The 26,079-nt window shown below is 58.6% G+C and carries 20 protein-coding genes and 6 pseudogenes; 14 read left to right on the forward strand and 12 right to left on the reverse strand.

Features of this window, described 5'->3' with window-relative positions; genetic code table 11:
• Together NKH05_RS28940 and NKH05_RS28945 are read left to right on the forward strand one after the other, a co-directional pair.
• The coding region (locus NKH05_RS28940) for a transketolase family protein (RefSeq protein ID WP_353026703.1) at window positions 1-869 on the forward strand (869 nt) is incomplete at its 5' end.
• A gap of 425 nt (window positions 870-1,294) precedes the next feature.
• Window positions 1,295-1,441 (forward strand): annotated as a pseudogene (locus NKH05_RS28945) (IS5/IS1182 family transposase); the annotation flags it as partial.
• Window positions 1,442-2,945: 1,504 nt separating this feature from the next.
• Here NKH05_RS28945 and NKH05_RS28950 read toward each other — a convergent pair.
• On the reverse strand, window positions 2,946-3,224 hold the full coding sequence (locus NKH05_RS28950) for a hypothetical protein (protein ID WP_023722441.1): 279 nt from the start codon (window positions 3,222-3,224) through the stop codon (window positions 2,946-2,948).
• 313 nt (window positions 3,225-3,537) lie between these two features.
• Here NKH05_RS28950 and NKH05_RS28955 point away from each other — a divergent pair, with 313 nt between their 5' ends.
• Together NKH05_RS28955 and NKH05_RS28960 are read left to right on the forward strand one after the other, a co-directional pair.
• Complete coding sequence (locus tag NKH05_RS28955) at window positions 3,538-3,819, forward strand: hypothetical protein (protein ID WP_023722439.1); 282 nt, start codon at window positions 3,538-3,540, stop codon at window positions 3,817-3,819.
• Between the two features lie 180 nt (window positions 3,820-3,999).
• On the forward strand, window positions 4,000-4,188 hold the full coding sequence (locus NKH05_RS28960) for a hypothetical protein (protein ID WP_023722438.1): 189 nt from the start codon (window positions 4,000-4,002) through the stop codon (window positions 4,186-4,188).
• 7 nt (window positions 4,189-4,195) lie between these two features.
• Here the strand turns inward: NKH05_RS28960 and NKH05_RS28965 are convergent, their stop codons facing one another.
• Together NKH05_RS28965 and NKH05_RS28970 are read right to left on the reverse strand one after the other, a co-directional pair.
• Entirely contained in the window at window positions 4,196-5,155 is a 960-nt protein-coding gene (locus NKH05_RS28965; protein ID WP_353016965.1) for an SGNH/GDSL hydrolase family protein, read from the reverse strand.
• Window positions 5,058-5,867: a hypothetical protein gene (locus tag NKH05_RS28970; protein ID WP_353016962.1), complete on the reverse strand. Its 810-nt coding sequence runs from the start codon at window positions 5,865-5,867 to the stop codon at window positions 5,058-5,060. Before NKH05_RS28970 ends, NKH05_RS28965 begins: the two co-directional genes overlap by 98 nt.
• Window positions 5,868-6,110: 243 nt before the next feature.
• Between NKH05_RS28970 and NKH05_RS28975 the strand changes: the two genes are divergently transcribed.
• Complete coding sequence (locus NKH05_RS28975; RefSeq protein ID WP_353016959.1) at window positions 6,111-6,401, forward strand: hypothetical protein; 291 nt, start codon at window positions 6,111-6,113, stop codon at window positions 6,399-6,401.
• 843 nt (window positions 6,402-7,244) lie between these two features.
• On the opposite strand, the gene NKH05_RS28980 is transcribed toward NKH05_RS28975, so the two are convergent.
• The 5 genes and pseudogenes from NKH05_RS28980 to NKH05_RS29000 form a co-directional block, all read right to left on the reverse strand.
• Window positions 7,245-7,520, reverse strand: coding sequence for a hypothetical protein (locus tag NKH05_RS28980; RefSeq protein WP_156948355.1), 276 nt, complete (start codon window positions 7,518-7,520; stop codon window positions 7,245-7,247).
• Window positions 7,521-8,159: 639 nt separating this feature from the next.
• Window positions 8,160-8,396: a DUF2442 domain-containing protein gene (locus NKH05_RS28985; protein WP_352509685.1), complete on the reverse strand. Its 237-nt coding sequence runs from the start codon at window positions 8,394-8,396 to the stop codon at window positions 8,160-8,162.
• Between the two features lie 401 nt (window positions 8,397-8,797).
• Window positions 8,798-8,902 (reverse strand): DUF982 domain-containing protein, encoded by a 105-nt coding sequence (locus NKH05_RS28990; RefSeq protein WP_352509683.1) that lies wholly within the window; start codon window positions 8,900-8,902, stop codon window positions 8,798-8,800.
• A gap of 399 nt (window positions 8,903-9,301) precedes the next feature.
• Window positions 9,302-9,604: a DUF982 domain-containing protein gene (locus tag NKH05_RS28995; protein ID WP_352509682.1), complete on the reverse strand. Its 303-nt coding sequence runs from the start codon at window positions 9,602-9,604 to the stop codon at window positions 9,302-9,304.
• A 701-nt stretch (window positions 9,605-10,305) separates the two neighbouring features.
• Window positions 10,306-10,458: pseudogene (locus NKH05_RS29000) on the reverse strand (IS110 family transposase); the annotation flags it as partial.
• Window positions 10,459-11,372: 914 nt separating this feature from the next.
• On the opposite strand from NKH05_RS29000, the gene NKH05_RS29010 reads away from it, so the two are divergent.
• From NKH05_RS29010 to NKH05_RS29025, 4 genes are all read left to right on the forward strand, one after another.
• Window positions 11,373-12,284, forward strand: a complete 912-nt coding sequence (locus tag NKH05_RS29010) for a DMT family transporter (RefSeq protein ID WP_352780869.1) — start codon at window positions 11,373-11,375, stop codon at window positions 12,282-12,284.
• Between the two features lie 3 nt (window positions 12,285-12,287).
• On the forward strand, window positions 12,288-13,412 hold the full coding sequence (locus NKH05_RS29015) for an argininosuccinate synthase-related protein (protein WP_353016954.1): 1,125 nt from the start codon (window positions 12,288-12,290) through the stop codon (window positions 13,410-13,412).
• A 112-nt stretch (window positions 13,413-13,524) separates the two neighbouring features.
• Complete coding sequence (locus tag NKH05_RS29020; protein ID WP_352780866.1) at window positions 13,525-14,268, forward strand: 2OG-Fe dioxygenase family protein; 744 nt, start codon at window positions 13,525-13,527, stop codon at window positions 14,266-14,268.
• 556 nt (window positions 14,269-14,824) lie between these two features.
• Window positions 14,825-15,112, forward strand: a complete 288-nt coding sequence (locus NKH05_RS29025) for a hypothetical protein (RefSeq protein WP_352779616.1) — start codon at window positions 14,825-14,827, stop codon at window positions 15,110-15,112.
• Between the two features lie 389 nt (window positions 15,113-15,501).
• Here NKH05_RS29025 and NKH05_RS29030 read toward each other — a convergent pair.
• From NKH05_RS29030 to tyrS, 3 genes and pseudogenes are all read right to left on the reverse strand, one after another.
• Window positions 15,502-15,915: pseudogene (locus NKH05_RS29030) on the reverse strand (hypothetical protein); the annotation flags it as partial.
• Window positions 15,916-17,098: 1,183 nt separating this feature from the next.
• Window positions 17,099-17,377: a hypothetical protein gene (locus NKH05_RS29035; protein WP_352517675.1), complete on the reverse strand. Its 279-nt coding sequence runs from the start codon at window positions 17,375-17,377 to the stop codon at window positions 17,099-17,101.
• Between the two features lie 321 nt (window positions 17,378-17,698).
• Complete coding sequence (gene tyrS, locus NKH05_RS29040; RefSeq protein ID WP_353016952.1) at window positions 17,699-18,958, reverse strand: tyrosine--tRNA ligase; 1,260 nt, start codon at window positions 18,956-18,958, stop codon at window positions 17,699-17,701.
• A 467-nt stretch (window positions 18,959-19,425) separates the two neighbouring features.
• Between tyrS and NKH05_RS29045 the strand changes: the two are divergent.
• Window positions 19,426-19,551 (forward strand): annotated as a pseudogene (locus tag NKH05_RS29045) (IS6 family transposase); the annotation flags it as partial.
• A 130-nt stretch (window positions 19,552-19,681) separates the two neighbouring features.
• A complete protein-coding gene (locus NKH05_RS29050; RefSeq protein ID WP_353016950.1) occupies window positions 19,682-21,601 on the forward strand; it encodes a potassium transporter Kup in 1,920 nt (639 codons plus the stop codon).
• Between the two features lie 201 nt (window positions 21,602-21,802).
• On the opposite strand, the gene NKH05_RS29055 is transcribed toward NKH05_RS29050, so the two are convergent.
• Complete coding sequence (locus NKH05_RS29055; RefSeq protein WP_352451800.1) at window positions 21,803-22,180, reverse strand: flagellar export protein FliJ; 378 nt, start codon at window positions 22,178-22,180, stop codon at window positions 21,803-21,805.
• Between the two features lie 292 nt (window positions 22,181-22,472).
• Here NKH05_RS29055 and NKH05_RS29060 point away from each other — a divergent pair.
• The 3 genes and pseudogenes from NKH05_RS29060 to NKH05_RS29075 all read left to right on the forward strand — a co-directional run.
• Window positions 22,473-23,014 (forward strand): annotated as a pseudogene (locus NKH05_RS29060) (IS6 family transposase); the annotation flags it as partial.
• Between the two features lie 147 nt (window positions 23,015-23,161).
• Complete coding sequence (locus tag NKH05_RS29070) at window positions 23,162-23,599, forward strand: 2OG-Fe dioxygenase family protein (protein WP_353016947.1); 438 nt, start codon at window positions 23,162-23,164, stop codon at window positions 23,597-23,599.
• Between the two features lie 79 nt (window positions 23,600-23,678).
• Window positions 23,679-25,032 (forward strand): annotated as a pseudogene (locus tag NKH05_RS29075) (IS701 family transposase).
• Window positions 25,033-26,079: the final 1,047 nt, after the last annotated feature.

Below are 26,079 nucleotides of genomic sequence, written 5' to 3' on the forward strand. Positions count from 1 at the left end.
TAGTTGGCCTGACGGCGGACCTCGCGAAATACACCGATCTCCATGTCTTCGCACAGGAGCATCCGGACCGCTTCTATCAGATGGGCATGGCGGAGCAGGTGCTAATGAGCGCCGCCGCCGGCTTGGCGCGGGAGGGCTTCACGCCTTTCGCCACCACCTACGCCGTCTTCGCATCGCGGCGGGCCTACGATTTCATCTGCATGGCGATCGCCGAGGAGAAACTCAATGTGAAGATCGTCTGCGCCTTACCGGGGCTGACGACCGGCTACGGCCCCAGCCACCAGGCGACGGAGGACATCGCGATCTTCCGCGGGATGCCGAACCTGACGATCATCGATCCTTGCGACGCGCTCGACATCGAACAGGCCACGGAGGCGATCGCGGACTACAACGGGCCGGTCTACATGCGGCTTTTGCGCGGCAAGGTCCCTGTCGTGCTCGACGAGTACGATTACACATTCCAAATCGGCAAGGCACGCCTGTTGCGCGAGGGTGAGGATGTGCTGTTCATTTCAAGCGGCCTGATGACCATGCGCGCGCTGGAGGCGGCGAAGGCGCTTGAAGCCGACAGGATCGGCTGCGCCGTTCTGCACGTTCCGACGATCAAGCCTCTGGACACGGAGACGATACTTGCCGCGGCGCGCCGTCCGGGACGGCTAATGATAGTGACCGAGAACCACACCATCATCGGTGGGCTGGGCGAAGGTGTCGCCGCGCTGCTGATGCGGGAGGGAGTGGCCCCAGTCTTTCGGCAGATCGCCCTGCCGGACGAGTTCCTCGACGCTGGCGCGCTGCCGACGCTTCACGATCGCTACGGGATCTCAACTTCCGAGCTCGTGCGCCGCGTCCGCACTTGGAGCGAGAAGTAAGAGCTCTCCCCATGCAACAGTTGAGCCATCGACTTGAACTGTGAGCTGGCTAACCCCGCCGCGGTTGTCGCGCTCGTCACAGCGTTGTGGACTAAGGACCTGGGCTTCCCTCATGCCTGTCAATCGGGCACATCCTGCGCGGCACTGATTGAGCACCGGCCTCTGTTCAGATGCGGCTGGACGAGCTGTCTTCCAGTGGTAAGGAGAGAACTTCCTAGGATCTTGAACACACATCGAGGGCATTCGAGGACTTGGTGTCAGGCCCCCTGGTGCCGGTCTCCCGCGAGTTCGACGTAAGCAAGTTTCGGGATGTTGGCTCGTCTGTCCTTCGCGGCATATGGACCGGCGCGCGGCTCGCCTGTTCTCGGAACGGGTGTCACGGCACCGGTTTGGTCGAAGGTTGGTGGCGCGAAGCGAAAGAAGCTGGCCGCAACTACCTCGCCCGCCAGCAGGGCGACGCCGTCCTGGCCGCCGCTGGCTACAACTTCTCGCTCCTGCTCCGGTGGCGGAAGGCTCTTTTGGGGCTACTCATCGCCGCCCTCAAAAGTCAGCCGAAGGAGCTCGAAGCCTGACGGCCGATTACGGACATCTGCTGTTCGAGCAGGCAATCCCGAGCGACAACGGTGTCGTTGACGAACTGCGGCCTCATTTCGAGTCCGCCCATCTCGACGCACGGGAAGTGTATCATCGTACATCAGGATCGACTTCCATCCTGCGCCAACGGGCCCAGACTCCGGTACCATGCAGGGGTGGAAAGCTCATCTTCGATCTGGCTCGCGATCCGGCTCGCGTTCGTGAGGTTTCTCTGCGCCACCGGTCGCCGGGCTGAAGCGTCAGGATATCGGCGAAGACGCGGCATCCTTGAGCGTCCAGCTTGGGCGCGAGCCAAAGAGTAAATTCGGATCGCATCAATGTTACGATCGCAAGCGGTGACACTCGGTCCGCAGGCCCAACTTTGATCAATCGCGGCCGGGCGCCAATTCTTTCACCACAGGGTCCGCGCGAGCGCGCGCATGCAGTGCCTCCCAGCATTTGTCGGCCGGCGAGCAACGAATTTGCCCTGCAGTGGATGACATTTAGCTGGCCAATCTGCTTGCGGTGATCGATGCGGGGGCAGCATTGTTGGGGTTTGCACGAAATCCGCGTCGCACTGAGCCGGCATCAGCCGCCCCGATCTCGCCAAGCAACAAGGACAGGCCGCACCTAACCCAAGGCCACCGAAGCGGCACGGACGTTCAGTCGATGTTTACCATTCGCTATTATCTTTCGCGAAGCGGCAAGGTTCTGAGTACCGCGCAAGTCAAAGGGCCTGCTCCAGACAATGGGGCGGGCCTTTTTGCGTCACTTAGGAGAACGGACTCCAACGAATTGCCGGTTACCTGAAAAATAGGCCCCAGGCTGTGAAACGTCGAACGTGGCCGGGTTGTTGGTGCATCCGCAATCGGTTGGAAGGCAGGCCCCATTCTCGCGATACTCTGCCAGCGTCAGGGCTGGGCCAGCGGTAGGTTAGGGCGTCACGACCCGCAACATGGCGGCGTCATAGACGAATGAAACACGATTTCGTCCATGTTGTTTCGCTTCAAAAAGGCACCGTCCGGCAGTGCGAAGGACGTCCTGAGCATCTGCATTGGGAGAAATTTCCGCGCCTCCAATGCTGACAGTCACTTTCACGCCATGAGAGCGCGTTTAATTAAGTTAGGGTCAATTCGTGGCAGCAGGGTTCGTGCTATGAAGAAGGGACCGGTTCCCAACCGCGGCGAGGCACTTGCCTTCATCAGTGCCAGTCTCAAAGAACTGGAGGCACTGCGCGGCGGGGTCTCGTGTATTGTCGCGTCGACTGACCAGTGCGCTTGATGCGCATGGTGGATGCGGTGGCTTCACCTGGGTGACCGCGAGCCCCATCGATGTTTCCTGGCCCAGGGAACCAAAACCTTTAACCGGTGCGAAGAAAAGGCATGACGTCGGCGCGAAAAAACAGCCGGACGGTTACTCCCTCCGCCAGATGCCGTTGATTTCATTAAACCTTTTGTCGGTATCTTCTTGCGGCCCCAATTTCGGCCCTAACGGACAGACTCGTCAGTGAGTCGTGGGGCTCGGGAACAGGAACTTGTACCCTTCCTTGAGAATCCACCGGGCGCGGGCGAGATGAGTTTCCCAGGCTCGGTGCGCCCGCTTCGGTTCCTTCTCGGGATCGATATGCAGCACAGTCCTGGCAACCACGCGCCAATCCTCGTCGTCATAGGCGGCGTCCAGCAGCCACATATACATGGCGACGCGTTTATTGTCGTATGGGGTGAGGTAGGGCTCGCTTGGCGCTTCGTCCGCGACCTCGGGATCCGGAAGCGGGCTGACCACTACGCCGCCTTCTTCGGGTCGCCGATGACGCGCGCCGGCAGATACGCTGGAGCCGGGGGCGGCAGCAAAAAATTGTTGTCAGCTGCAGTGCTCATGGGCGCAATATACATTGCGAATAGTGCCCATTCAACGCTGCGATCAAGATGGACGCGGCACGAGTCTTGCACGGCGCTCAACACGGCGAAGACCAAAGAAAACCGCGTGCGCTCCCTCGGCCATATCAATCGATTTTATCCGACGTGTCACATCCGCGTGATCTAGCGACACCTAATGAAAGCGGCTAAGGGGGACCGTGGTTTGGGGAAAAATTCTTATGAACAGCCAAAAAGACGCAGAGCGTATCCGTGCCGAAATGTCGATCGCACAGGCGATTTACGACGCCATTTGCGAGATGAACGGATCTTCGTACAGGCAAGACAAAGTACCTTTGCGGTGGGATACTTCGTCAGGCACACCGTTGAGCCTGATGAGTATTGACGGCTTTTTCGAATTGCGGGAACTGGCCCGGCGGATAGCGTCGAAGATCGACACGCCTGCGCTCATCAGTCTCAAAAGCCACACCGCGCAGCCGTCGAAAAAGATTGACTTCCACTAGGGTAGATTTGCCATCGCCGTGAAAAGGTTGCTCGAGATCACGTCGAGGATGGCATCCACCTGGCCCGTGGCGCGGTTGTCGCGCTGGTCGACGCCATCCGCGCCTGCGAGGTCGGTGACCCTTGCGCCGACCCAAGCACGCGCGCATTCTGCCCCGAACCAAAAAAGTGGGGAGGGCCGAATGTTCGAAATCGGAAGAGATTACCGCATCACCATGATTGTAGCGGTTCCGGGCGACTGGAGCGACGAAACTGGCGTCTGGACGGTCGCGGAAGTTGATGGGACGCTAGTGAAACTCACCAATCCCTACACCCCGGACACGATCATTAACACGGCGTCATGGCATTTCGTCCGCGCCGAGATTGTCTAGGCGCAACTTAGAAGTTGTCGAACAGCCCCGCCGCCATCATGCCGCCGATCAGGTCCTGTCCAAGATTGTTGGGGTGAGTTCCGTCTCCAGGACCCATCCAATGAACGTAGTTGAACTGGTTGATGATGAAGCGGCGGTACAGATCGACCACTGGCACCCTGTTTAGGGCGAAGACCTCAAGCATGGCGTTGGCGTAGTCGATCAGCTGGCTTCCGGCTCCTCCCGCAGTGCCGTCCAGCGTCCGCCATATCGGCGTCGTGAAGATGAGCTTCAGGTTCGGCCGGGCGGTCATGATCGTCTGGATGCCGTAGTTGATGGCTCCCTTGAAGGTCGCCCCGGTTATGTCCGCATTGGTGCCGATGGGGCACGTCGGGCCGGCGCCGGTGAAGTCGTTGGTGCCGAACGAGGGGATCAGGTAATCCAGCAGGCTGAAATCCACCGATGCCATGCGCGCTGCAATCGCTGGAAAGGTGCCTCCGATGACCGTTGCTGCGGCTATCTGTTGGGAAAAATCACCGGAGGCAATGGCATCGGCCAGCCGGTAAAACGAGAACTTGTCATAGTTCGCAGCATGGTTGGCCATGCGGGTACCGCCGCCGCCGCAGTTGGTGATCGTCATGCCGGTGCGCTGGGCAATCTTGGCGGTCGGCGTGATGCCCGGCCAGATGACACTTTCGATGATGCTATCGCCGAAGTGCGCACCGATCTTGCCGGCGAACTGCGAGGCCGGCACGGAGGCAACGTCCTTGGCCAGTTTGTCAAACCGGCCATGGTTATCGATCAGCCGGCCCGGTGCCTTCTGGATGGCCCAGCCGGGAAGGTAGGCATCCGCGGCCAAGGCCCCTGTCGGAAGGATGCGGAGCTGGTGATTAAGGCCGTAGGTAACGTCGTTCTGGGTGACCACGATGGGCAGCGAAATATACGTCAGGCCATTGACCGTTTTGGTTATCTGAGCGGTCTGGGTCACCCCGGACGACACCGGAATGTAGTGGATGAACTGGATGGACTGGGCACTCCCCGCCATGAAGGCGAAGATACACCAGACAGTTTCTCCCACCGTCAACCCTGCTTCGGCTACGGGCGTCTTGATGTCGTGCAGCGTGGCCGGCCGGCAGCTTGATGGCCTTGGTGCCGAAGGGCGAGCCTGCCGGCGCGTTGACCAGAACAGGAGGAAACCCGCCAGCCGATGCTCCGATCAGGGGGTTGCCAGCATAGTCGTTGGTGACGCCGCTGGCCGCAATGCGGAAGAACGGGTCGATGTTAAGCTTCGGGTGCGCATCCTCCGCCACCATGGCCGCAGATTGGAGAGCCCCGCCGATGTAGGTCAGGCGTGACTTGGCCTTCTGGACAGCCCAGCCGAGCACGAACAGGCCATTCGCACCGACGCCGGCAGCGATGTTGAGCCGAACCAGCAGGCTCGTGCCAAACGTGACATCGTTCTGGGTCGGCGTGACGGTCAGCCCAACGCTCATGTAGCCCAGCCCGCCCGCCACTGCCGGATTGACCGTGTTGCTCTCGTTGTGCGCCACCCCGGATGACACCGCGATGCTGCCGATGATCTGAAGGCTTTGTGCGGCGATCAGATCAACGATGATTTCAACGGGTTCACCAACCCGCGGGCCGAGGTCGGCAGCGGACACTTTGAGGTCCAAAAGCGTCGCCCCGACCGACAGAGACAAGGCGCCACGCCTGTCGTTCAATTTTGGCGAGGTGATATTCGGAAACGGCTTCGTGTCGGCGAGGGTGCGGCATCCCGCAGAATAGGAATATATTCCGCATGCCGTCAAGGCACTAGACTTCGTCCTGCCCTCAACGAATGCTCGCCGCGGGCATTTTGGGGGGAGGCATGAATCAAGTTATGTGCGTTTGTAGCCATCAGCGTTTTGCCGGGCTGCGCTACTCGCCCAGCCGACGTCAAGCCCATGCTGGTTTCGTCCAGCGTATACGCGGGCAAGTCCTGCAGCCAGTTGGAAGCCGAACTTTACCGAACGAATTCCGACCTGGCGCCGATAATGGCCGTACAAGACAGCACCGCCCGCCGTGACGTGGACGGCGTGTTTTGGCTTGGGTTGCCGGTTGGCAGCATGATGCGACAACGCGACATCAAGGCACGTGAAGCCAAGACCGGCGAGCTGAAGGGCAACATGAACGCGATCAACGCAGCCCGACGAAAGGGCGGCTGTGTTGCAGTCTGTAAGCCGTTCCAACGTTAAAAATTGTAGGGTTGCTCGCCGCCCTCGCGACTGCGGAGTGGTCGTTTCATCGATTGACTCGCGTAATGCACCGGCAGTTAATCTCCCCGCCAGGGCAAAAGAGGGGCTATGAAACTGGGAGCAAACGATGACTGTCCAAAGAGAAGACTATCGAACCAACAGAGCCGACTACGCCATAGCTGCCATGCATAGCCGAGCGACCGCTGAGGGCGATCGTGACGATTTGTTGACGAGGAAAAAGTCCCTGTGGGTAACAGATCGGCGATCTGCAAAATTGGCTTCAAACCCGTCCGAAAGCTCGCCAGAACCCAAGGCAAAAGCGCCGCTAAGTGAATCGGACGCCAGCCACTTTCTTACCGGCGCGTACTTCGTTCGCATGGTTCGATTATATTAGATTTATCTAAAATACCAACCAGCCAGTCGAGCATTCCCGAACGCTCGCTGGTCAGGCCCAGCGGCCGCCCCCTAACCCAAGCTGCTGGGCCGCCCGCTAAGGAAGTGCGTTGTATCACTGATACGGTCGTCGGTGACCCCCCTCCGTACCGCGGCCGTGATCGCAACCACGTCACCGATGCCAACGCCCCGCATCGTACCACTCAAACGAATGGCCTGGATGCGTTAGTATCCATTCTCGGGAGACCCACGCATGGGTGTCGCTTGGGAGACAAGTGACTCCCCTTTAAAGGCGTCGAGATGCTACGAGCGCCGAAAAGTCAGTTCCTTAGACCTAAAGATCGGGCGATTTGCCAGCGGGTTGTCGACCAGATAACCGCCGACGCTAAATGGTACAGCACTTCGATAGACGGTCAGATTCTGGCCTCGACCACGCTGAATCTCTTTCAATCAGGGGTCGTAAACGAAACGAATTTGCTGGCACATGTTCGCGCGCGGCGCCACGACTTCACTAAACTGACAGGCTAGCTCCACCCGGGCGGAAACAGCGCGTTTCAGCAAATCGTGAATTGACCTGCATCCATGGAAGCCGGTTGGCGGCACGGCAGTTGGCTGAAGATCAAGAGCTACATGGTGGAAGAATATGACTTGCTCGGCGGGTGGACCGGCCGCTGCGATATTTGCTGTCGCGGCGGCCAACACACCCAAGTGGCCGGCTGCTGTCATGCGACCACAGAGCCGCCACGTCAGCCAGCCCAAGATGGCCAATAGGACGAACGACCTTGTAATATCGCTTCATTCGTCCTCCCGAGCGCCGCGCTTCTTTTCCACAAGCGTTTCGGCTCGTGGAGCAATGACTTGTCGAAAGATCCGCGCGCAAACTGTTCATACCGGCTCTTGCCGGTGCTGCCGGAGGTACCGAGCAGCACCGCGAGATCGGGATGCAGGACTTCCCGGCTTCCGCGCGGCAGCGCCAGCGGGCGTCTACGCGTCTGCAGATGATTTCGGGCGAATAGTCGGCGACGAAGTCGTCCAGAGCCGATGCGTTGCAGGGCGGGATCAATGCGACGGCGTGCCTGCCGTGCATGGCTGCCAGATAGGAGATGACCGCGTGTTCCGTCGGCTCGGCTGCTACCGCGACCAACTTTTTCTCCGGTCCGAACTCGGCTGCCACCGCTGTGACACGTAGCGCAAGATCGCGGTAGGTGATCGGCGTGCGGCCGGGAAAGATCAGCGCCGGACGATCGCCGTGTTCGTCCAAGCGTCGGGTTAACCCCATTCCCCTGATCTCCGTCAATCTGAAAGGCTTATTGCACCCATCAGTGCAGGCGGGGACGCCGCTATCACGTTTGTTGACTGATTGCATCAACTTTCACGGATGTGTTCGCGCGCGAGCGGAGGCATTGGTTGCGACCATGCCCATGTCATCGAGCAACTTTGGCACGAGGCCGGCCAACAGCGGGAGCCCGCGATTCTCTTGGCACGTTGGCAACGCTTGGAGCCGAACACACCTTGCAGCAGCGCCGGCACATCCACATCGGCATCGAGCTGCGGCCAGTGCAGGCCAAGGCCGGTCGGGCTAATCCCGCTCTCGGTGGACAAGGCTCAGAAGAGCCGACATGGGATGAATCGGTTTGTCGAGGGCGAGGATCGCCGGCAAGCGACACTCTTTCCCGAGTGCCTAGACGTTTACGTGATGCAGGACAATCCGGTCCGACTCATCGAAGTCTTCATCGAGAACTCGACCTCGGCGCCGTCGGCTTTGCCGGGTCGTGCTGGAAGCGACCAGCGGCCTGCCTATCATCCGAGGCCGATCCTGCGAAGCCAGTTGCTGCGCCGTCTGTGTGGAGACCCGCTCCGGGGCACAAGCCGCGCGAACTCCCTTCTCCTTTCCGTCAATATATCGCAGTGCCCCTCTTCGCGGCGAACGGCTGCTCGACGCTGAAGCCGAACGGCGTGCTCGAACCTGGGCATAGCCAACCGATATCGCGCGGCTTCATTTTTTAGTCACTGCGCAGGATTTTTGCTTCGAGCGCGGCTGCGACGAAAGCTCTTCGTGCAGCTGGTGGATGAGCCTCGCCACGCAATACTTGCCGACAGGCGTCCATCGGTATCTTCCGTTTCTCGGTCGACGACTAAGATCACGGAGCAAGATAGCGGCCGCGTCATTGACGTCGAACACGATACGCTCCGATCTGTGACGGCTAACCTTAGCAACCATTGGCCGCTCAAATCTGCTCAAGCCGATCATCTCTCCGCCTCCTCTACGGCAACAGGCCTCGGTCGCACTTCTTTGCCAGCCGAATGGTTCCGCTGCATCTTCGTCGCTGGACTTGGCACTAGCCTAGCGACCGAGTGCAGTGGGTCTGGTTATGATGGGGGTTGCGCGAGATCTGCCGTTTTGCTGTTGATTTTGAGAAGCTTTTGCTTTCGGCGAACTGTGAAATCTCGACACAGTGCCCTCCTTGGCGTGCTACCCGCGCCAGCCTCGCACATTTCGCGTATGCCTACACTTTCACTTTTCCACTGCCCGACTTGCAGGCAGCGAGCCACTGCATCGCGGAGGTTGCATCTTCCAATATAGCGGCCCGTTTCGCAAAGCCGAAAAAGGCATTGCGCGCTGCGCTTACAGGTATTCGCTCGTCGTATGCATCATAGCACGCCTTGAGGGCGGCTTCGTGGATCAAGTCTCTGCGGTTTCCTGGCCACTCGTTGAGGAAATCGATGGCGTCGGCCAGGCTGGCAATCTCTTGCACGATGTACGTTGCACGCTTAACGAAAACTGGGCTGCGGAAAGCATCAGGGTTCATTCGTTCCTCCCGACCTGCTGAATACCTACTTTGCGTGATGAGCCGCCTCATCGACATCCGCCGAGCATTGCAGAATGTGTTGTCAGAGCGATGACGGTTTAAGAGGAAGGCAGCGGGTCGTAGTCCTCTGGTGCAGTCTTCGGAGGGGAGCTTGAGAGTCACGGTTTGGCAGCCCATCACCTCGGGCCATTGGGCAAAGATCTGCACGCTGACTCGAGCGTGGCTTGGCAGTCTATTTGGGCGCTCACATGCCAATGCGGCTTCGCACCCGCGATCGGTCAAAGTTCTCCTGTTGGTCGCTATTCGCTGAAGGAAGCCTCGACATTACCGACACGAGCGCGGGCGGTCGGCAGACCGCCGGTCGGTGGTACTCCGCATGCAGCGCCGTCGCCTTCTCCGAGAAACGTCCTCTGTGGATGGCTCCCGCGATGCAAGAGGTAATTGGACGTTACGGCGCGTTGGGCGGGTGCAGTCTTCTGTCCGGCCTGTTGATGCAGCCATCCGAGACTGCTGGCCCTGATGGGACCGGCGAACTGGATCTCAATCTGCCTATCAGGCTATGGTGCTCGGACATTCGACGGGTTGTCCCTGTTCCCGGCCTGACCAGTCTCGCCATCACATCGCGTCGCTCTCACAACCTACTGGTAGCCGATCGATCGGCCCGCCTGTTCTCTGTCCTAAAATTTATCTTCTTCGCAACCTTACACCGCAAGGTTCGCGGCATGACGAGCTTGAGGTCTCGCGCGTACCATGATCGCCCAGACCACACGGGCCATCTTGTTCGCCATGGCCACACTCGCCAAGCGCACGGGTTTCCTGGCGAGCAACGCGACAAGCCGAGGATCCGCTGCCGCCCCTCGAGTTTTGCGAAGGTGTCGGCCCGAGCCAGGCGGGGAACTCCCGACCCGTGCGGGTGCGACGGCAGTCGGCCACGAAGCGACGGGCAATATCCTCGTTCGACACTGCCAAGTCGGCTTCCCGAAACAGCCATTCCTTCAGTTCGCGCGCACCGCCCGGAGAAAGTACGAAGCTGTACAGCGTCCGCAACTACGGCAAGGTGCTCGTGCCGCGTTTCCTTGCGCGCGTAGTCAACGAGATCGTCGGTATGTAGGCCAAGCTGCATCGGGGCGAGGCTTAGAGACCGCGCCGAGGTCGTTCGGGCCGCTCTGCGAGCCGGAAGCCGCCTCGCCCTTCGACTTTTCATTTGCGACAGGCCCTGATGAATTGCCAAGCCGGGCTGCAGCGGGAAACCTGTCAGGATAACAGGATCACAGCGTTCGGTTGCATGCCCGGCAGTCGGACTCATTGTCGGCCTTCTGACAATGTTGGGTATGAAACACTGCACGATCAAAGCGATCGTGTTGTCTAAAAATGGTTTTCTGGATTGGCACGGCATTTGCTTTGCTGAATCACAAATACCTACGGCACGAACCTGCAGGAGTTCCTCCATGAACAGCCTCAGGCAGTCGCTACAGCAAGATCTGTGCATGCGAATCCGCCCTCCGGTTGCAATCGGAATGGGCCGAGCTTGTAACCAAACACTCCCCCTACTGCATGTGGGGACGCCAAAATCTCGCGACGCGGGCCACGACTGGACAAAAAGCCGCTCGATCGTCCCGCCGCTTAATGAAGTCCAGTGGTGGGACATCGATGAGCGCCTCGCGGAAGGCCGGACAGTTCCGCGATACCAACGTTATAGGGACGGCCTAATCTGTTTTGACTCGTTCTGCACAGTAGGATGGGTGGCTAGCACAAAGGATACTTGAACGTGGACGTTTTCGAACGTGCTTCAATACCTGCGAGGAGGTCACTGACCTCATCCTTCTCGGCCGACCTGGCCGTACTGGGTGCCGCATTCGTTTGGGGCGCGAGCTATCCGGTCGCGAAAAGCGCACTATTCTATGCGCCGGTTTTGATCCTCATTCTTTATCGTTTCCTGATTACCACGATCTTTATGGCAGTGGTGGCAAGACATGAGATCGCGTCGATCTCTTGGGGCGATTGCATCCGTGGCCTCGTATTGGGGACAATACTTTTTTCAATTTTTATTGCTGAAACTTACGGTGTTGCATCAACAAGCGCAATGAATACGGCCTTGATCATTTCGCTTTGTGTAATTTTCACGCCGATCATTGACTATGGGCTATCGGGGCGACTTCCACCTCCGGGCATATTGGCAAGTGCCGCCATATCCTGCATCGGTGTCGGCCTTCTCACTGGCGGGATCGGCAAGTTCAGTCCGGGTGACGCGCTTGTGCTGGGGGCTGCGATTCTGCGAGCAATTATGGTCGTTTCCACCAAACGCCTTCTGGCCGGCCGGCAGATTTCGTCTGCGGCACTGACGGCCATCCAGGGATCGGCGGTGGCAACACTCACTTTCGTTTTAGCCGTGGGTCAATTCGGAATCTACGGCCTTATTGTGAAGGCCCCCCTTCAGTTTTGGGGCGCCGTCGCGTTCCTTTCACTCTTCTGCACGATCGCTGCATTCTACATTCAAAACGCCGCGGTCAGAAAATCCACGCCGACACGGGTTGGCTTGCTGATGGGAACAGAACCCTTTTTTGGTTTCGTCCTCGCGCACCTTCTCCTGACAGAATCTTTGACCGCAACGGGCTTGATAGGTGCCGGCCTCATCCTCGCCGGAACCTTTTCCGGCATCCTTTTTGAGAGCAGGACCTGACAAATGAACCCCGTCTCAACTTCGATCAAACCATCTACCGGCGGCATCTTGAGTTTCGAAGATCTGGAGGCTTTTCCGGACCGAAACGCACCAGTTGCAACCATGTTCAGCGGCGGTCTCGACAGCACCTACCTTCTCTACAAGCTGCAAAGCCTTGGCTTTTCGAATATTGAAGCTGTCGCGGTGGATGTCGGAACTTCCGTCGATAAGCCTTTGCTGGAACAGACGGCAGCCAGGTTCGGCGCGCGCTTTGTCTGTCTCGAAGGGCGGGAAGCTTTTGTCGAACAAGGCGTGAAACCCGCCATTCGGGCCCACGCCAAGTACCTTGGTAACTATCCGTTAAGCAGTTCCTTGAGCCGTCCCGTAATCGCCTCGTTGATTGTTGATCATGCAACATCAATCGGCTCACGGCTGCTTCTTCATACAGCAAGTCTTTCGCAGAATAGTCTTCCGCGCCTTAACAATAGCATCAAGCGCTCGGGATTTTCCGGCAACTTCGGCAGTCCGTATGAATGCTCGGTGATTTCCCGGCAGCAGAAGGCCGCCGCCCTCTCTAAGTTCGGACTGACTTTTGTGACGGACCGCACCTGGAGCGGAGACGAAAACCTCTGGTGCCGGGAATTCGAGTCTGGACCTTTGGATGATCCCGAGAACTTTTCTATCCCGGAAGAGGCATTTGATTGGACGCGCAACACTGCCGCAGAGCAGCCGGTAGAGATCAAACTCGGGTTTATCGACGGAAATCTCGTGTCAATTGATGACCGTGATGTTGCACTGATCGACACAATCCCGCTCCTGAATAAAACAGTTGGCAAATTCGGACACGGCCGCTTTGTCGGGCTCGAACACATCTCAACCGGTGAAAAGGTTCTCGAAGTCCGCGAGGCCCCCGCAGCGGCCATCATCATGGACGCGCTGCGGCACCTCGAAACCGCTTCCCTTGGCGTCGGATCAATCGTGTTGAAGGAAGGGCTTGAGCAAGCCTGGTCCCAGGAGGCGGTTTCAGGTGAATGGGGCAGTACTATTCACAAGATGTGCGAACGGGCCATAGCGTCCGCGCTCGAGGGCGTCAGCGGGAGCGTCAGCTACATAGTCCTAATACGCGCTTTTTACCTCGGTCCATCATAGCCAGCACGCCGAAATACATTACGGACCGCCACCTTTGGGAACACCAAGCCGCGAGCCACCAAGCGTCCTTTAAAACTTCCCCCTCGCCAAATTACCAAGACGGGAGACACCCATGAAAAAGGTCGCACCCCAGGCGCTATGCAGCCTCAGTCAAGAATGCACTGATCATCTGGTCACGAATGGATGGTGGTTTTCCAGAGGTAAGCGCACCGAAGCCGGCTTCGGCATCGAAATTGATGCTGGCTGGAAGAACTTTGCTGACCACTGGAATCGATTGCTTCTCGATGAATACATGCGTGACGGCGGGACCTATCGCTACCGGCGCTATGGTGCGTTTGAATATGACGCAGTTGACGGAATTTTTCGGCTCCTGCCCCATGCCCCTTACGAGCAATCGAAAGCCATCAACCACTTGAATGGCGGCTTCAAGCGCTACTTCGAGCCCTTTGAACAATCGTTTATAGATCATCCTGTCTTAAACAAGATTCTGACAGGTTTCTGCAGAATTCTATGTCAAACCGCTGGACATGATCGTTGGAATATTAAGCTTCATCCCTACCGGATTGTTGCACGCGACGGTGTAAACGGCAAACCAGCACCCGAGGGACTCCATCAGGACGGGGTGGATTTCATCGTTTCTCACATGATCGGGCGGGTTAACGTCACCGGCGGTATGAGCACGATTACAGATGCCTCAAAGCGGTTCCTCGGCGATGTCGAAATGAACCTTCCAAATGATTTTGTGATCTGCAACGACCGCAAGACGTTTCATGATGTATCATCGATCGTGACCGAAAATCCGAAAATGCCGTTCGCATATCGTGACGTCCTTGTCATCGCCTTCGAGAAACTATGAATCGAGTCTTGAACCTAAGCACGTTGCGACAAATAGCGAGATCGCTGTCCATACCTGTGGGAATGCTTGAGGCAGAGTCGGACATATCGGACGCCGCCTGATCAGTCGGATAATCTGCAAATGGGTGGAAGATCGCTCTTGTGATGTGTAGTTTGGGACTGATAGTCGAGGCTTGATTCCGTTGGACGCGAATGCCTTCTGGCGCATCACCGCCATGAGAATTCTCGTCCACTGTCCGAGTCAGGAACTGGACACGGGCTCGCCGAACAGGAAGTTGGAACGCTTCGTCATGCTGTCTTAGGCGATATAGCCGCCCGGAGTGCTGCGACACGTGCACGATAGCATTGGCTCGCGAGGATGGATTGCTAACGGCGAACCCATGCTGGTCGGCAAGGCGATACTGGCTGGAGCATCAACTCGGCCGACGAGAGTGGCCCCCCATCCTAGGCAGGATCGGCCGACATGGCCGGCATCGCGAGCCGCTCTGAAAGAGCACAGCGGGCATCCAGACGCTGCCGGGTAAGTCGTTGCTGCCTTCTGGGAGTACGTTCTTTGGTTGGAAATTGCTTACAAGCTTCTGGAGAAAGACGAGACCCGCGTTTTGCGCGACACTCGTTTGCTAGAGAACTACAAGAAACTTAAGTTGCTGTTCGAAGCGAGGGTCGATGACGGGCTGGTCGCCTTCAACACCGCCCCTGGCCTGATGAGCCTCGATCTCCAGCACAGGCTCTTTCATCTCGCCCTTTCGGAGCTCGGTGGCGAGGAGGCATGGAACGAAGTGCTGGAGATTACGGTGGATGTCGCGCGTACCATCACCATCGAACGGTTCAACCGCGCCGATTGACGGACCCTCCGCGTTCGTTTCCTTCATCGGGCTGGAAGAAGCCGCCGCTCGCACAACGAAAAAGCCCGCCGCGGGAGGAGGTGCGGCGGGCTTGATTTGGACGACAGCATTCGGGAGGAATAAATGCCGTCCCTGATCGCCGAGGTCGGGAGGAGGTGACCCGGACGAAACTTGATACCGACAACCTACTCCCTTCCACGCTCCCGAGAAGCATTAATTGTGCATAGCAGCATTGCGATCTGTGCAGCGCACACCTAGACCTGAGAGGTGTGTTTGCCAGACCGGCAGCGCAGGCCGTGTGCTGCGCCGCAGCGATGCACATGTTCGAAACTGGCGGCATCAGCAGCCCGGTGACGTTACCTACTCCCGCCGCGCGCAGCATTGCAGCATCATGCTGCCAGATCGAGAAGCTTCTTGGCCTTGCCCTCCATCTCCAGGCGAACATCCTGATGCGGCTTGTTGCGCGCCACCCGTGTAATGCCCTGCACGAAGTCGAAAATCGAGGCGGGCGGGTGCCCTTCCTCCGAAAGCACGGCATCGATGATCTTCGTCGTCTCCGCCTTGGAGAAGCCGCGCTTGCGCAGGAAGCTTTGGCGATCTTCGTCGTCCCGAGCGACGACACGCTCCCGCGAAGCCTTGATGCCGTTGACGAACGGCATGGGCGAAGACTCCGCGAACTGGATCAGCGCTGGCTCGGCTTTCAGGGCAAAACGCGAGGCGGCATATTAGGAATGCCGGATAATGATTTCCTGGAAATCTTCGACGCCGTCGGCGATGCCGAGGGTGCGGGCTCCGACTTCGGAACTCAGCGGAGACGCATTCCACGCAGCCAATTCCGCCACCAAAAGGGCGGTGTCCCCGTTTACCGACGCGCATCTAAGTTCTCCGTTGTTCCCCAACACGATTATTGCTGTGCCTGTTACCTCAATCGACCGTTCTGCGATCGTGTGGCTGACGCTGCGGAAAAAACCGCAGGGTCGGTTCTGTTCGATGTTCGCGTCGACGGCGATAGCTGCGTTCAGCGGATGGCTGCGATTGGATATGGCGTTTAAATCCTAACGGGATTCAATAATCCCTGTGGGACGGCACGTCCTGTGTCCTGCAGCGCGTTGTTGAGCGCATGGCCCATATAGCGGATTGATGATGGTGAAGGCCTCGGGCTCTCCTCGGCTCCGGCACCGGCACGGAACGTGTCGGCCGGCACCGCAAAGGGCGTTCGGCCGGCCGGAGAGAGGTCGAGGCAGCAAGCATTCCCAGTGGGGAAGTCAGGCTGTTTGGCTGTCGCATCCACGAAAGGTCGCGCCACAGAAACTTGATTGCCAGTCAAATTTTGTTTTCTCGACGCTTCACGAATTAGCATTGGATGCTTCGCTGTTGGGCGTGAAGGAAGATAGGCTGGGGATGGCGCGGCCCGAGCGGACCCACAAAGCCTTCACACGATCCAGATAAGGCACGGGACCTCGTCGAAAGTGTCGACAGGCTGGCTGGCGTTGCTCATGACTGAGCGGAAATAGAGCACGGCAAGACGGTGGAGACCATCGCGCTCGACAACAAGAACAATTCTCCAGAGGCGATCAACATTGTCGATCCGGCGGTCGGGAGGCCTGGTCGGCTTAGCGGGGCTACGACGATGCGACATCCAACAGATATGCGGCATGACTCGGTCAAGGTCGGTGCTGGAATTGCCGCCCGAAAATGGAGTCTTGGCCCAGGAATCGAGCCGCCATCGCGGACGTTGCACCGAAGCAGAGCCGGCACTGTCTCAAGTCCGGATGGCGAAGTGCGCAGCCGATGAAAGCTGCGGCAGTTGGGGACGCGTACAAGCCGTATATGATGACGACATTCGGGGCGCCACGGAGGCGTTCCGCGTTCCTATCGCTCGAACCATGGCCATCGACGAATACGACAGGCCATCAGGTCCGCCGCGCCTTAGCGATAGATGAGTCGCAGCTTCGCCGTGCATAGCGTGATCGCGGAAGTTTGCATTTACGCGCTCCCGTCCGTTTCATTCTCCTCATCGATTTCGCGCACGGGCAGATAGGCGTTCGTTTCCAGCCATTCCCGCAGCACGATCTGAATGAGGTCCGCCCGGCCGATTTTCATTTCGGCAGCAATGGAGTTGAGAGCGTCCTCGGTGGCCGGTTCCAGCGGCACGCCGGCGACGTTTCTGAGCATCAATGCCGCGCGCCGCAAGATGATCTGCAGATCCGCGCGCGAAACGTGTGTCGCTTGGCAGTTAATTAGTAAGCGCGAATTTCCCCGCACCTTTTACTGTTGAGTGCTCTGATGCATGAGGCGTCACCAAAATAGGTGGACACCTTGTGTGCGGTCGCCGTCAATGCCGATCACATCAAAGGAAACGGCCCGCCCATTGCCGCATGGAAGCGTGACAATGCTGCTCGACCTCCTACATGTTAATGCATCACGCATATAGTAGCCAATCACCCACCCGGCCAGTTTGCTGCCTTTGCCCGGCCTTAACTACCCCCTGAGGAATGTCTCTCGACATTTCTCAGGGAACTCGACGCGAATGTCTGCAATATCCGCTAAGCGGGCAGAATTTCTGCGACAGAATGTGCTGAAACCCTACTTTACAACAGTGTGGCGCTTCCGGCCGAGCGAAAGCCGGATCGGGAGGTCTTGGGAAGATATCATTGTATCAACCTCGACAACGTTGCCGTTGATCCGCACACCTCGTCCCGAGATCGCCCTTCGCGCTTCCCCTTTGGAGGAGGTCAATCCGGCGCGTACCAGCAAATCCACAAGGGCTACTCCGGCCAACCCCTCGGCGTCATTTAGATGAAGCGTCGGTAGCCCCTCTGCGGCTTCGCCCTGCCCAAATGCTTGGCTAGCCGTGGCCTCCGCCTGTTTGGCGGCGTTAGTTCCATGTGCCAGGGCCGTAGCTTCGTTGGCGAGACGTTCTTTGACGGCGTTTAGCTCGGTTCCTTCAGCCTGTCCAAATCGCTCGATCTCGTCCATCGGCAGATCGGTGAAAAGCTTCAGGAACCGAACGACATCAGCGTCTTCCGTGTTACGCCAGAATTGCCAGTAATCGTATGGCGAAAGGCGATCTTCGTTGAGCCACACAGCTCCGGCAGCCGTCTTACCCATCTTGACACCTGAAGGAGTCGTCAGAAGCGGCGTAGTCACTCCGAAGACTTCCTTTCCATCCGTCCGCCGTATCAAGTCGATGCCATTGATGATGTTCCCCCACTGGTCGGCTCCACCCATCTGCAAACGGCAACCGGTCCGGCGGGTTAGCTCAAGGAAGTCGAACGCTTGGAGGATCATGTAGTTGAATTCTAAGAAGCTCAGATTCTCCTGCTTTTCCAGCCGCGACTTCACACTGTCGAAAGAGAGCATCCGATTGACGGAGAAATGCCTGCCGACGTCTCTCAGCATGTCGATCCAACGAATGCTGTCCAGCCAGTCGGCATTGTTCACCATCACGGCATCCGTCGGGCCGTCTCCGAAGACAAGGAGACGGTCAAAGACCTTTCTGATCCCTTCAATGTTGGCGGCGATCCGCTCGTCCGTCAGCATCGGCCGCGCCTCCGAACGGAAGCTGGGATCGCCGATGCGGGTGGTCCCACCCCCAATGAGAACGATGGGTTTATGGCCAGTCTGCTGAAGATGACGAAGCGCCATGATCAGAAGAAGATGGCCGACATGAAGACTGTCAGCCGTCGCATCGAAACCAGCGTAAGCGGGTACGATGCCTGCTTCAAAGGCGGCATCGACACCCGGCAGGTCGGTCCCTTGATTTACATAGCCGCGCTCAATGAGCGTCTTCAAAGCCGCCGAACATGGTTCGGAATGACCGGTTGATAAATCGGGAAGTGCCATATAGGGAATCCTCCTGGTATTGCCGCCAGGGGGTCCTCTCATGAACAAAGCCGCCTGACGGCGGCTTGTTTCAAGGCATGATCGAAACGCGCCGCTCCTTATGGAAGCGTCGCATAATAGATTGCAGCGATGAGCGCGGACTTGATCATGTGCCGATGCATAAAGGACTTTATCCGCACCTGCAAGCAATCTGAAATGGCTACTTCGGGGAGCTGCCGAGCCTTTGTCGCGACCCATTTTGCGACTTTTGCACCTCGCAGAACTCAACTTTTGCGACAACATTTCCTGCTTCCCGCTTTCCTTCTGATGTCGAGCCCAGACGCGCTTCACCTGCGCTTCGCTGCAGCAGCCGGTCAGCTTTGCCGTCCTGCTGATACGGTTGCCGCCAGACCGGAAGACAATAATGCGTTCATGTGTCACCAGTCAGCTTGGTCCGGCATATTTCCCGGTTCCGTCGCAAACTCCAGCTGAGGTCGGGCAGGTTGAGCGTCACGCGCCATCGTTTCCTGCCGCAGATCATCGCCCATGCGGTCTGGCTCTCCTTCAGGTTCCCCTTGAGCCTGTGTCTGGTCGAGGAAATGGCGCTGGAGCGGGATCGTGGTTTGGTATGAGACAATCCGCCGGGGCAACAAATGCGGTCCGCATACGGAGCCATTACGTCGCGGCACTTGATATTGCAGTGCAGCAAGCGTAGAGCACCGCCCGCTTACCGGAGTGTCGTCCATGGCCCTTACCAATGCTGGTAACGAGGCAGAACCTGTCGAACAATCCAGCCATTCTGAGGTCGAGCAGCACAGCACCAAGGTGCTGATGCTGGGCGCGCTCGGCGTGGTTTACGGCGATATCGGTACCAGCCCGATCTATGCATTTCGCGAGGCGTTGCACGCATCGGCCGGTGGCAACGTCGCCAACCGTGGCGACATCCTTGGCGTGTTGTCGCTGATCATCTGGTCGCTGACGATCATCGTCACCATCAAATATATCATGTTCGTGCTCAGGGCCGACAATCGCGGCGAGGGCGGTGTGCTGTCGCTGATGGCGCTGGCGCGCAACAGTTTCCCGACCCGCTCGGCGGTGATCCTCGCCATCGGCATCGTCGGTGCCTCGCTTTTTTTTGGTGACGCAGTCATCACGCCGGCGATCTCGGTGCTGTCGGCGGTCGAAGGCATGAACGTCGTCACGCCGACCTTCCAGCCCTATGTGGTGCCGCTGACGCTGGTCATCCTGGCGATTCTGTTTTCGGCACAGCGGTTTGGAACCGGCGGCGTCGCCCTGATCTTCGGCCCGATCACGGCAGTCTGGTTCCTGGCCATCGGCCTTTCCGGTCTCAACCACATCATCGCCGATCCGGAAATCCTGCTGGCAGTCAGCCCGCATTACATCGTCGCGTTCCTGATCAATTCACCAGACGTCGCCTTCGTGACGATCGGCGCCATCTTCCTCGCCGTCACCGGCGCCGAGGCGCTCTATGCCGATCTCGGCCACTTCGGCCGTAAGCCCATCGTGCTCGCCTGGCTGGCCATCGTGTTCCCTTGCCTGCTGCTGAACTATGCCGGGCAGGGCGCATTCGTGCTGGCGAAAAACGGAGTGGTCGGTCATCCCTTCTTCGAGATGAACGAAGGCTGGACGCTTATTCCGATGGTCGTTCTCGCCACCGCTGCGACCGTCATCGCCAGCCAGGCGGTGATCTCCGGCGCTTTCTCGCTGACCAGACAGGCGGTGCAGCTTAATATGCTGCCGCGTTTCGTTATCCAGCATACGTCGGAAAAACAGTCCGGCCAGATCTATCTGCCGCGCATCAACCTGCTGCTGGCGCTGGTGGTGATGCTGCTGGTGGTTGGCTTTGGCGAATCCAGCAAGCTTGCCTCGGCCTACGGCATCTCGGTGACCGGCAACATGCTGGTGACGACGGTGCTGCTTTACGTGATCATGAGCCGCATCTGGAAATGGCAGCTCTGGCTGGCCATCTCCCTGACAGTGGTGTTCGCGTTCATCGACATCGGCTTCTTTGCCTCGAACATCGTCAAAGTGTTCGAAGGTGGCTGGGCTTCGCTGGCGGTGGCCTTCACCATTGTGCTGATCATGTCCACCTGGATACGCGGAACGCGCTATTTGTTCGAAAAGACGCGCAGGAACGAGATCCCGCTGGATTTCCTTGCCGGCAATCTGCTGAAGAAGAAGCCGCATTTGGTGTCGGGCACCGCGGTGTTCCTGACCAGCGATCCGCTGAGCGCGCCGACGGCACTGATGCACAGCCTCAAGCACTACAAGGTGCTGCACGAGCAGAACGTCATCCTGTCGGTGGTGACGGCACCGCAGCCTGTCGTGCCCGACAGCGAGCGCGTCAAGATGGAGACGGTCAACGAGCTGTTCATGCGGGTGACGCTGACCTTCGGCTACATGGAGCAGCCCAACATCCCGCGCGCGCTGGCGATCTGCCGCAAACAGGGCTGGAAGTTCGACATCATGACGACCTCCTTCTTCCTGTCGCGGCGCTCACTCAAGGCCTCGCCCAATTCCGGCATGCCGGTCTGGCAGGACAAGCTGTTCATCGGGCTGGCGCGCTCGGCGGCCGATGCGACGGAATATTTCCAGATCCCGACCGGACGCGTCGTCGAGATCGGGACGCAGGTGACGATTTAGGGCATGCCGCGGTTGAGAAAGAATCGGTGCTGTCACATTGATTGAGCGGTAAAGAAATTGAGGTAGCAGCGCGCCCGGCACTGTAAAGTTTCAGCGGCTTGATGCAGCGATAGCTGGCCGGGACGGCTGTCACGCTGCGGCGACACACGCGCCAACGGCCAGTCGGGTGTCGCGAATTGAGGCGCGCTGAAGCCGTCCGGCTCAGCCGATCATGGCGCTTCGGTTGCCGGGTTCGAGGTCGTGGCCTCTGCCGCTGCGCGATTCTAGCATTTGCGCCTTGGAGAGCTCTGCTTCAGCCTCGGCGAGGCATGGCTCGGCTGTGGTTCTCTGCCGCAGAAGGTCCGATTGCGAATTCTTGAGGTTGTCACGACGTAGGCGGGCGGCCTTGGCGAACGTCGGATAAGCGAAATGATTGATATCGGAGATGCCGGCCTTCGTTTCCTCGGCGTTTATCTGGAAGTCCAGTTCTCGCGCCATGCGTTCGAAATCGGCAATCATCATGTCTAGCTGCTGCAACTGTCGCCGCTTCTCATTCACCTGAAATTGCTTCAGTCGGACCAGATTACCTCGTGGCTTCATGACTCGGTACTCCGGTACACATTTCGTCCAATCAAACCGCTCTCTCCCAGCCCCTTAACGTTAGGCCTACAGCGACTCTCACGGTTTCTGCTGCGAGAGGTATTTTTCCAAATCCTTGGCCGATGGCCATGAGTTCAATGGCATCGACAAGCATGCGAGCGAGGGACTTAAGGAGCGGTAAAAAAGGCGGAATAGGGCGATTTCACATTGTCTGCATATGAACGCGTTGAGACCTGCGGCGGGCTTGTCACACAAACCAATCGTCAAGATTTGCGACATAGACGCCGGGGGCATGAATACGCCCGCCGTCAGCTACACGCCCCCCCGATTCCGCCGCCTATTATCGCCCACGCGGTCTGGCTTTATTTCCGGTTTCCGCTGAGCCTGCGCCTGGTTGAGGAAATGCTGCTGGAACGCGGCATCGTGGTTTCGTATGAGACAATTCGCCGGTGGGGCATCAAGTTCGGGCCGGACTACGCTCGCTGCTTGCGCCGCAAGCCGCCGTGCCGGAATGATGTCTGGTACCTGAACGAAGTGGTCGTCACCATCGCCGGCAAAAAGCTTTGGTTGTGGCGCGCCGTCGACCAGGATGGATATGTGCTGGACGAAATCGTGCAAAACCGCCGCAACACCAAAGCCGCCAAGCGCTTGCTGACGCGGCTGTTTAAGAAGCAGGGGCTCGCGCCGAAGCGCATGATCACCGACAAGCTGCGCTCGTATGGAGCGGCAAAGCGACAGGTGATGCCGGACGTCGAGCACCGGTCGCACAAGGGGTTGAACAACAGAGCGGAGAATTCCCATGTGCCGCCGCGAAAACGGGAGCGGATGATGCAGGGGGTCTTGGAATCGACTGCTTCTCGATTGACGGCGGGACCTATCGCTACCGGCGCTATGGTGCGTTTGAATATGACGCAGTGGAGGGAATTTTTCGGCTCCTGCCGCATGCCCCTTACGAGCAATCGAAAGCCATCAACCACTTGAATGGCGGCTTCAAGCGCTACTTTGAGCCCTTTGAACAATCCTTTATCGATCATCTGTCTTAAACAAGATTCTGACAGGTTTCTGCAGAATTTTTGTGAAACTGCAGGACATGATCGTTGGAATATTAAGCTTCATCCCTACCGGATTGTTGCACGCGACGGTGTAAACGGCAAACCAGCACCCGAGGGACTCCATCAGGACGGGGTGGATTTCATCGTTTCTCACATGATCGGGCGGGTTAACGTCACCGGCGGTATGAGCACGATTACAGATGCCTCAAAGCGGTTCCTCGGCGATGTCGAAATGAACCTTCCAAATGATTTTGTGATCTGCAACGACCGCAAGACGTTTCATGATGTATCATCGATCGTGACCGAAAATCCGAAAATGCCGTTCGCATATCGTGACGTCCTTGTCATCACCTTCGAGAAACTATGAATCGAGTCTTGAACCTAACACTACTTTGGCAGATTTTTAGTTCCGGGAGCGTTTCGAGGATTCCCAAGAGCGGTTTTGCGTGATTCATGAGAGGTCGGCTGTTGGAGGGGCCGGCCATGAACAGGGATTGGCAACTCGATCTGGAGCGGTGGCTTGAGCCGTTCGTCTCGGCGTTGAGGCACAAGACGCGTGCGCGGATGTGTCCGGCCTATATTGCTGGGCTGATTGGCCTTGGGGATCGCAAGAGCGTCCAACCGATGGCTGCGCGCGACGCAGGCGTCAACTATGACCAGCTGCACCACTTCATCGCGAGCGGCGTGTGGGATGCTGCGCCGCTGGAGAAGGTGCTGCTCGCGGAGGCCGACAGACAAGTTGGCGGGAACGATGCGTGGCTGATCGTGGACGACACCGCGCTCCCCAAGAAGGGGCGCCACTCGGTCGGCGTCGCGCCGCAATATGCCTCGGCACTTGGCAAGAACGCCAACTGCCAGACGCTGGTGTCGCTGACGCTGGCCTCTGGCGAAGTGCCGGTCATGGTGGGGCTGCGACTGTTTCTGCCCGAGAGCTGGACTTCCGATCCCGCCCGGCTCGACCGTGCCGGTGTGCCCGAGGACCATCGTGCCTACAGGACCAAGCCCGAAATCGCGCTGGCCGAGATCGACCGGGCTCGCGCAGCCGGCTTACGCTTTGGCTGCGTGCTCGCCGATGCCGGATATGGCTTGAGCGCCCCCTTCCGGCAGGCGCTCACCGAGCGCGGCCTTACCTGGGCCGTCGGTATCCCGTTCAAGCAGAAGGTCTATGCCGCCGACGTGGCGATGATCTTCCCCGTTGCCGGACACGGCCGCCCGCGCCGCCGGCATATCCCCGATGTGAAGTCGATGGCCGCGCAGGCGATGCTGGAAAAAGCCCAATGGCGGACGGTCAGTTGGCGGCGTGGCACCAAAGGCCGCCTCTCGGCCCGCTTCGCCGCTGTCCGTGTCCGGGTTGCAGATGGCCCACCCCAGCGCATCCGCGACATGGGCGCTCAGCATCTGCCTGGCGAGGAGGTCTGGGTGATCGGCGAGCACCGCTCGACCGGCGAGCGCAAATACTACCTCTCCAACTTGCCCGCCGACACCCCGCTCAAGCAGATCGCAGGCGCCATCAAGGCGCGCTGGGTCTGCGAACAGGCGCATCAGCAGCTCAAGGAGGAACTTGGCCTCGACCACTTCGAGGGGCGCTCATGGACGGGCCTGCACCGGCACGCGCTGATGGCGATGATCGCCTACGCCTTCCTGCAATCTCGCCGCCTCAAACAAGCGGGAGGGGGAAAAAAGAATCCTCGGCCCGCCGCCCCAACCGAGCCTACCCGCCGTCACGCAAGCCATCCTCACCGCGCTCGCGCAGCCGCCCCCAATCCGTTGTCCCCACTGCCGCAGAACCATCTCCGCTAAAAATCTGCCAAAGTAGTGCTAAGCTAAGCACGTTGCGACAAATAGCGAGATCGCTGTCCATACCTGTGGGAATGCTTGAGGCAGAGTCGGACATATCGAACGCCGCCTGATCAGTCGGATAATCTGCAAATGGGTGGAAGATCGCTCTTGTGATGTGTAGTTTGGGACTGATAGTCGAGGCTTGATTCCGTTGGACGCGAATGCCTTCTGGCGCATCACCGCCATGAGAATTCTCGTCCACTGTCCGATTCAGGAACTGCACACGGGCTCGCCGAACAAGAACTTGGAACGCTTCTTCATGCTGTCTTAGGTGATATAGCCGCCCGGAGTGCTGCGACACGTGCACGATAGTATCCGCTGGGGACGACGGATTGCTCACGGCAAACTCATGCTGGTCGGCAAGGCGATACTGGCTGGAGCATCAACTCGGCCGACGAGAGTGGCCCACCATCCTAGGCAGGATCGGCCGACATGGCCGGCATCGCGAGCCGCTCTGAAAGAGCACAGCGGGCATCCAGACGCTGCCGGGTTGACTATGGGTGTCCGAACCGCGAAAAGGGGTCGCTCTTCATGAGTGGCGTGCGCCGGCAGTCTAACCCAAGCCCCCCCGCCCAGGCTGCCGGCGCGCTTCTAGGAACATCGAGGTGGGGCACTACACCGCTTCCTTGTCCGACTACGCTTCGATCAGATCCCGCGCGGCCAGCCTCGACCGTCGCTTGCTCCTCTGCCGCTGAGACCTTGTGCTTCCTCAGCGAGTCAAGCTGATCACCATGCGTGTCGCCAGTTCTGTTGCTCACCCACGTGCCATTTGCGATCTCGTGTCAGTGAGAGCACCGCAAGCACCTTCTCTGGTAGTGGGCAAGGCGGCTTGCGTTGCCCGTGTTGTTACTATTCTTCGGCGTGGTCGAGTTTTTCCCTCGGCTTCGGAATCGGGACATTCGACTTTGCAAAAAATAGGCCATCGTGGTCGATCGTCACGCCCCCCAGTTCGGCGGAACGATGGACGCAGCGCAAGCTTTTTGCGCGGGGGGCTCGTCCCATTAAATA

It is taken from the genome of Mesorhizobium sp. M1399, assembly GCF_040317735.1.
Classification (GTDB): Bacteria; Pseudomonadota; Alphaproteobacteria; order Rhizobiales; family Rhizobiaceae; genus Mesorhizobium.

Coding starts and splice junctions, on each gene's coding strand:
- NKH05_RS28975 (WP_353016959.1), top strand. CDS start 6,111: ATGCTGGTTTCGTCCAGCGTATACGCGGGCAAGTCCTGCAGCCAGTTG.
- NKH05_RS29055 (WP_352451800.1), bottom strand. CDS start 22,180: ATGAAGCCACGAGGTAATCTGGTCCGACTGAAGCAATTTCAGGTGAAT.
- NKH05_RS29050 (WP_353016950.1), top strand. CDS start 19,682: ATGGCCCTTACCAATGCTGGTAACGAGGCAGAACCTGTCGAACAATCC.
- NKH05_RS29070 (WP_353016947.1), top strand. CDS start 23,162: ATGGCGGCTTCAAGCGCTACTTTGAGCCCTTTGAACAATCCTTTATCG.
- NKH05_RS29015 (WP_353016954.1), top strand. CDS start 12,288: ATGAACCCCGTCTCAACTTCGATCAAACCATCTACCGGCGGCATCTTG.
- NKH05_RS28980 (WP_156948355.1), bottom strand. CDS start 7,520: ATGACAGCAGCCGGCCACTTGGGTGTGTTGGCCGCCGCGACAGCAAAT.
- NKH05_RS28960 (WP_023722438.1), top strand. CDS start 4,000: ATGTTCGAAATCGGAAGAGATTACCGCATCACCATGATTGTAGCGGTT.
- NKH05_RS28995 (WP_352509682.1), bottom strand. CDS start 9,604: ATGAACCCTGATGCTTTCCGCAGCCCAGTTTTCGTTAAGCGTGCAACG.
- NKH05_RS28955 (WP_023722439.1), top strand. CDS start 3,538: ATGAACAGCCAAAAAGACGCAGAGCGTATCCGTGCCGAAATGTCGATC.
- NKH05_RS29020 (WP_352780866.1), top strand. CDS start 13,525: ATGAAAAAGGTCGCACCCCAGGCGCTATGCAGCCTCAGTCAAGAATGC.
- NKH05_RS28990 (WP_352509683.1), bottom strand. CDS start 8,902: ATGGACGCCTGTCGGCAAGTATTGCGTGGCGAGGCTCATCCACCAGCT.
- tyrS (WP_353016952.1), bottom strand. CDS start 18,958: ATGGCACTTCCCGATTTATCAACCGGTCATTCCGAACCATGTTCGGCG.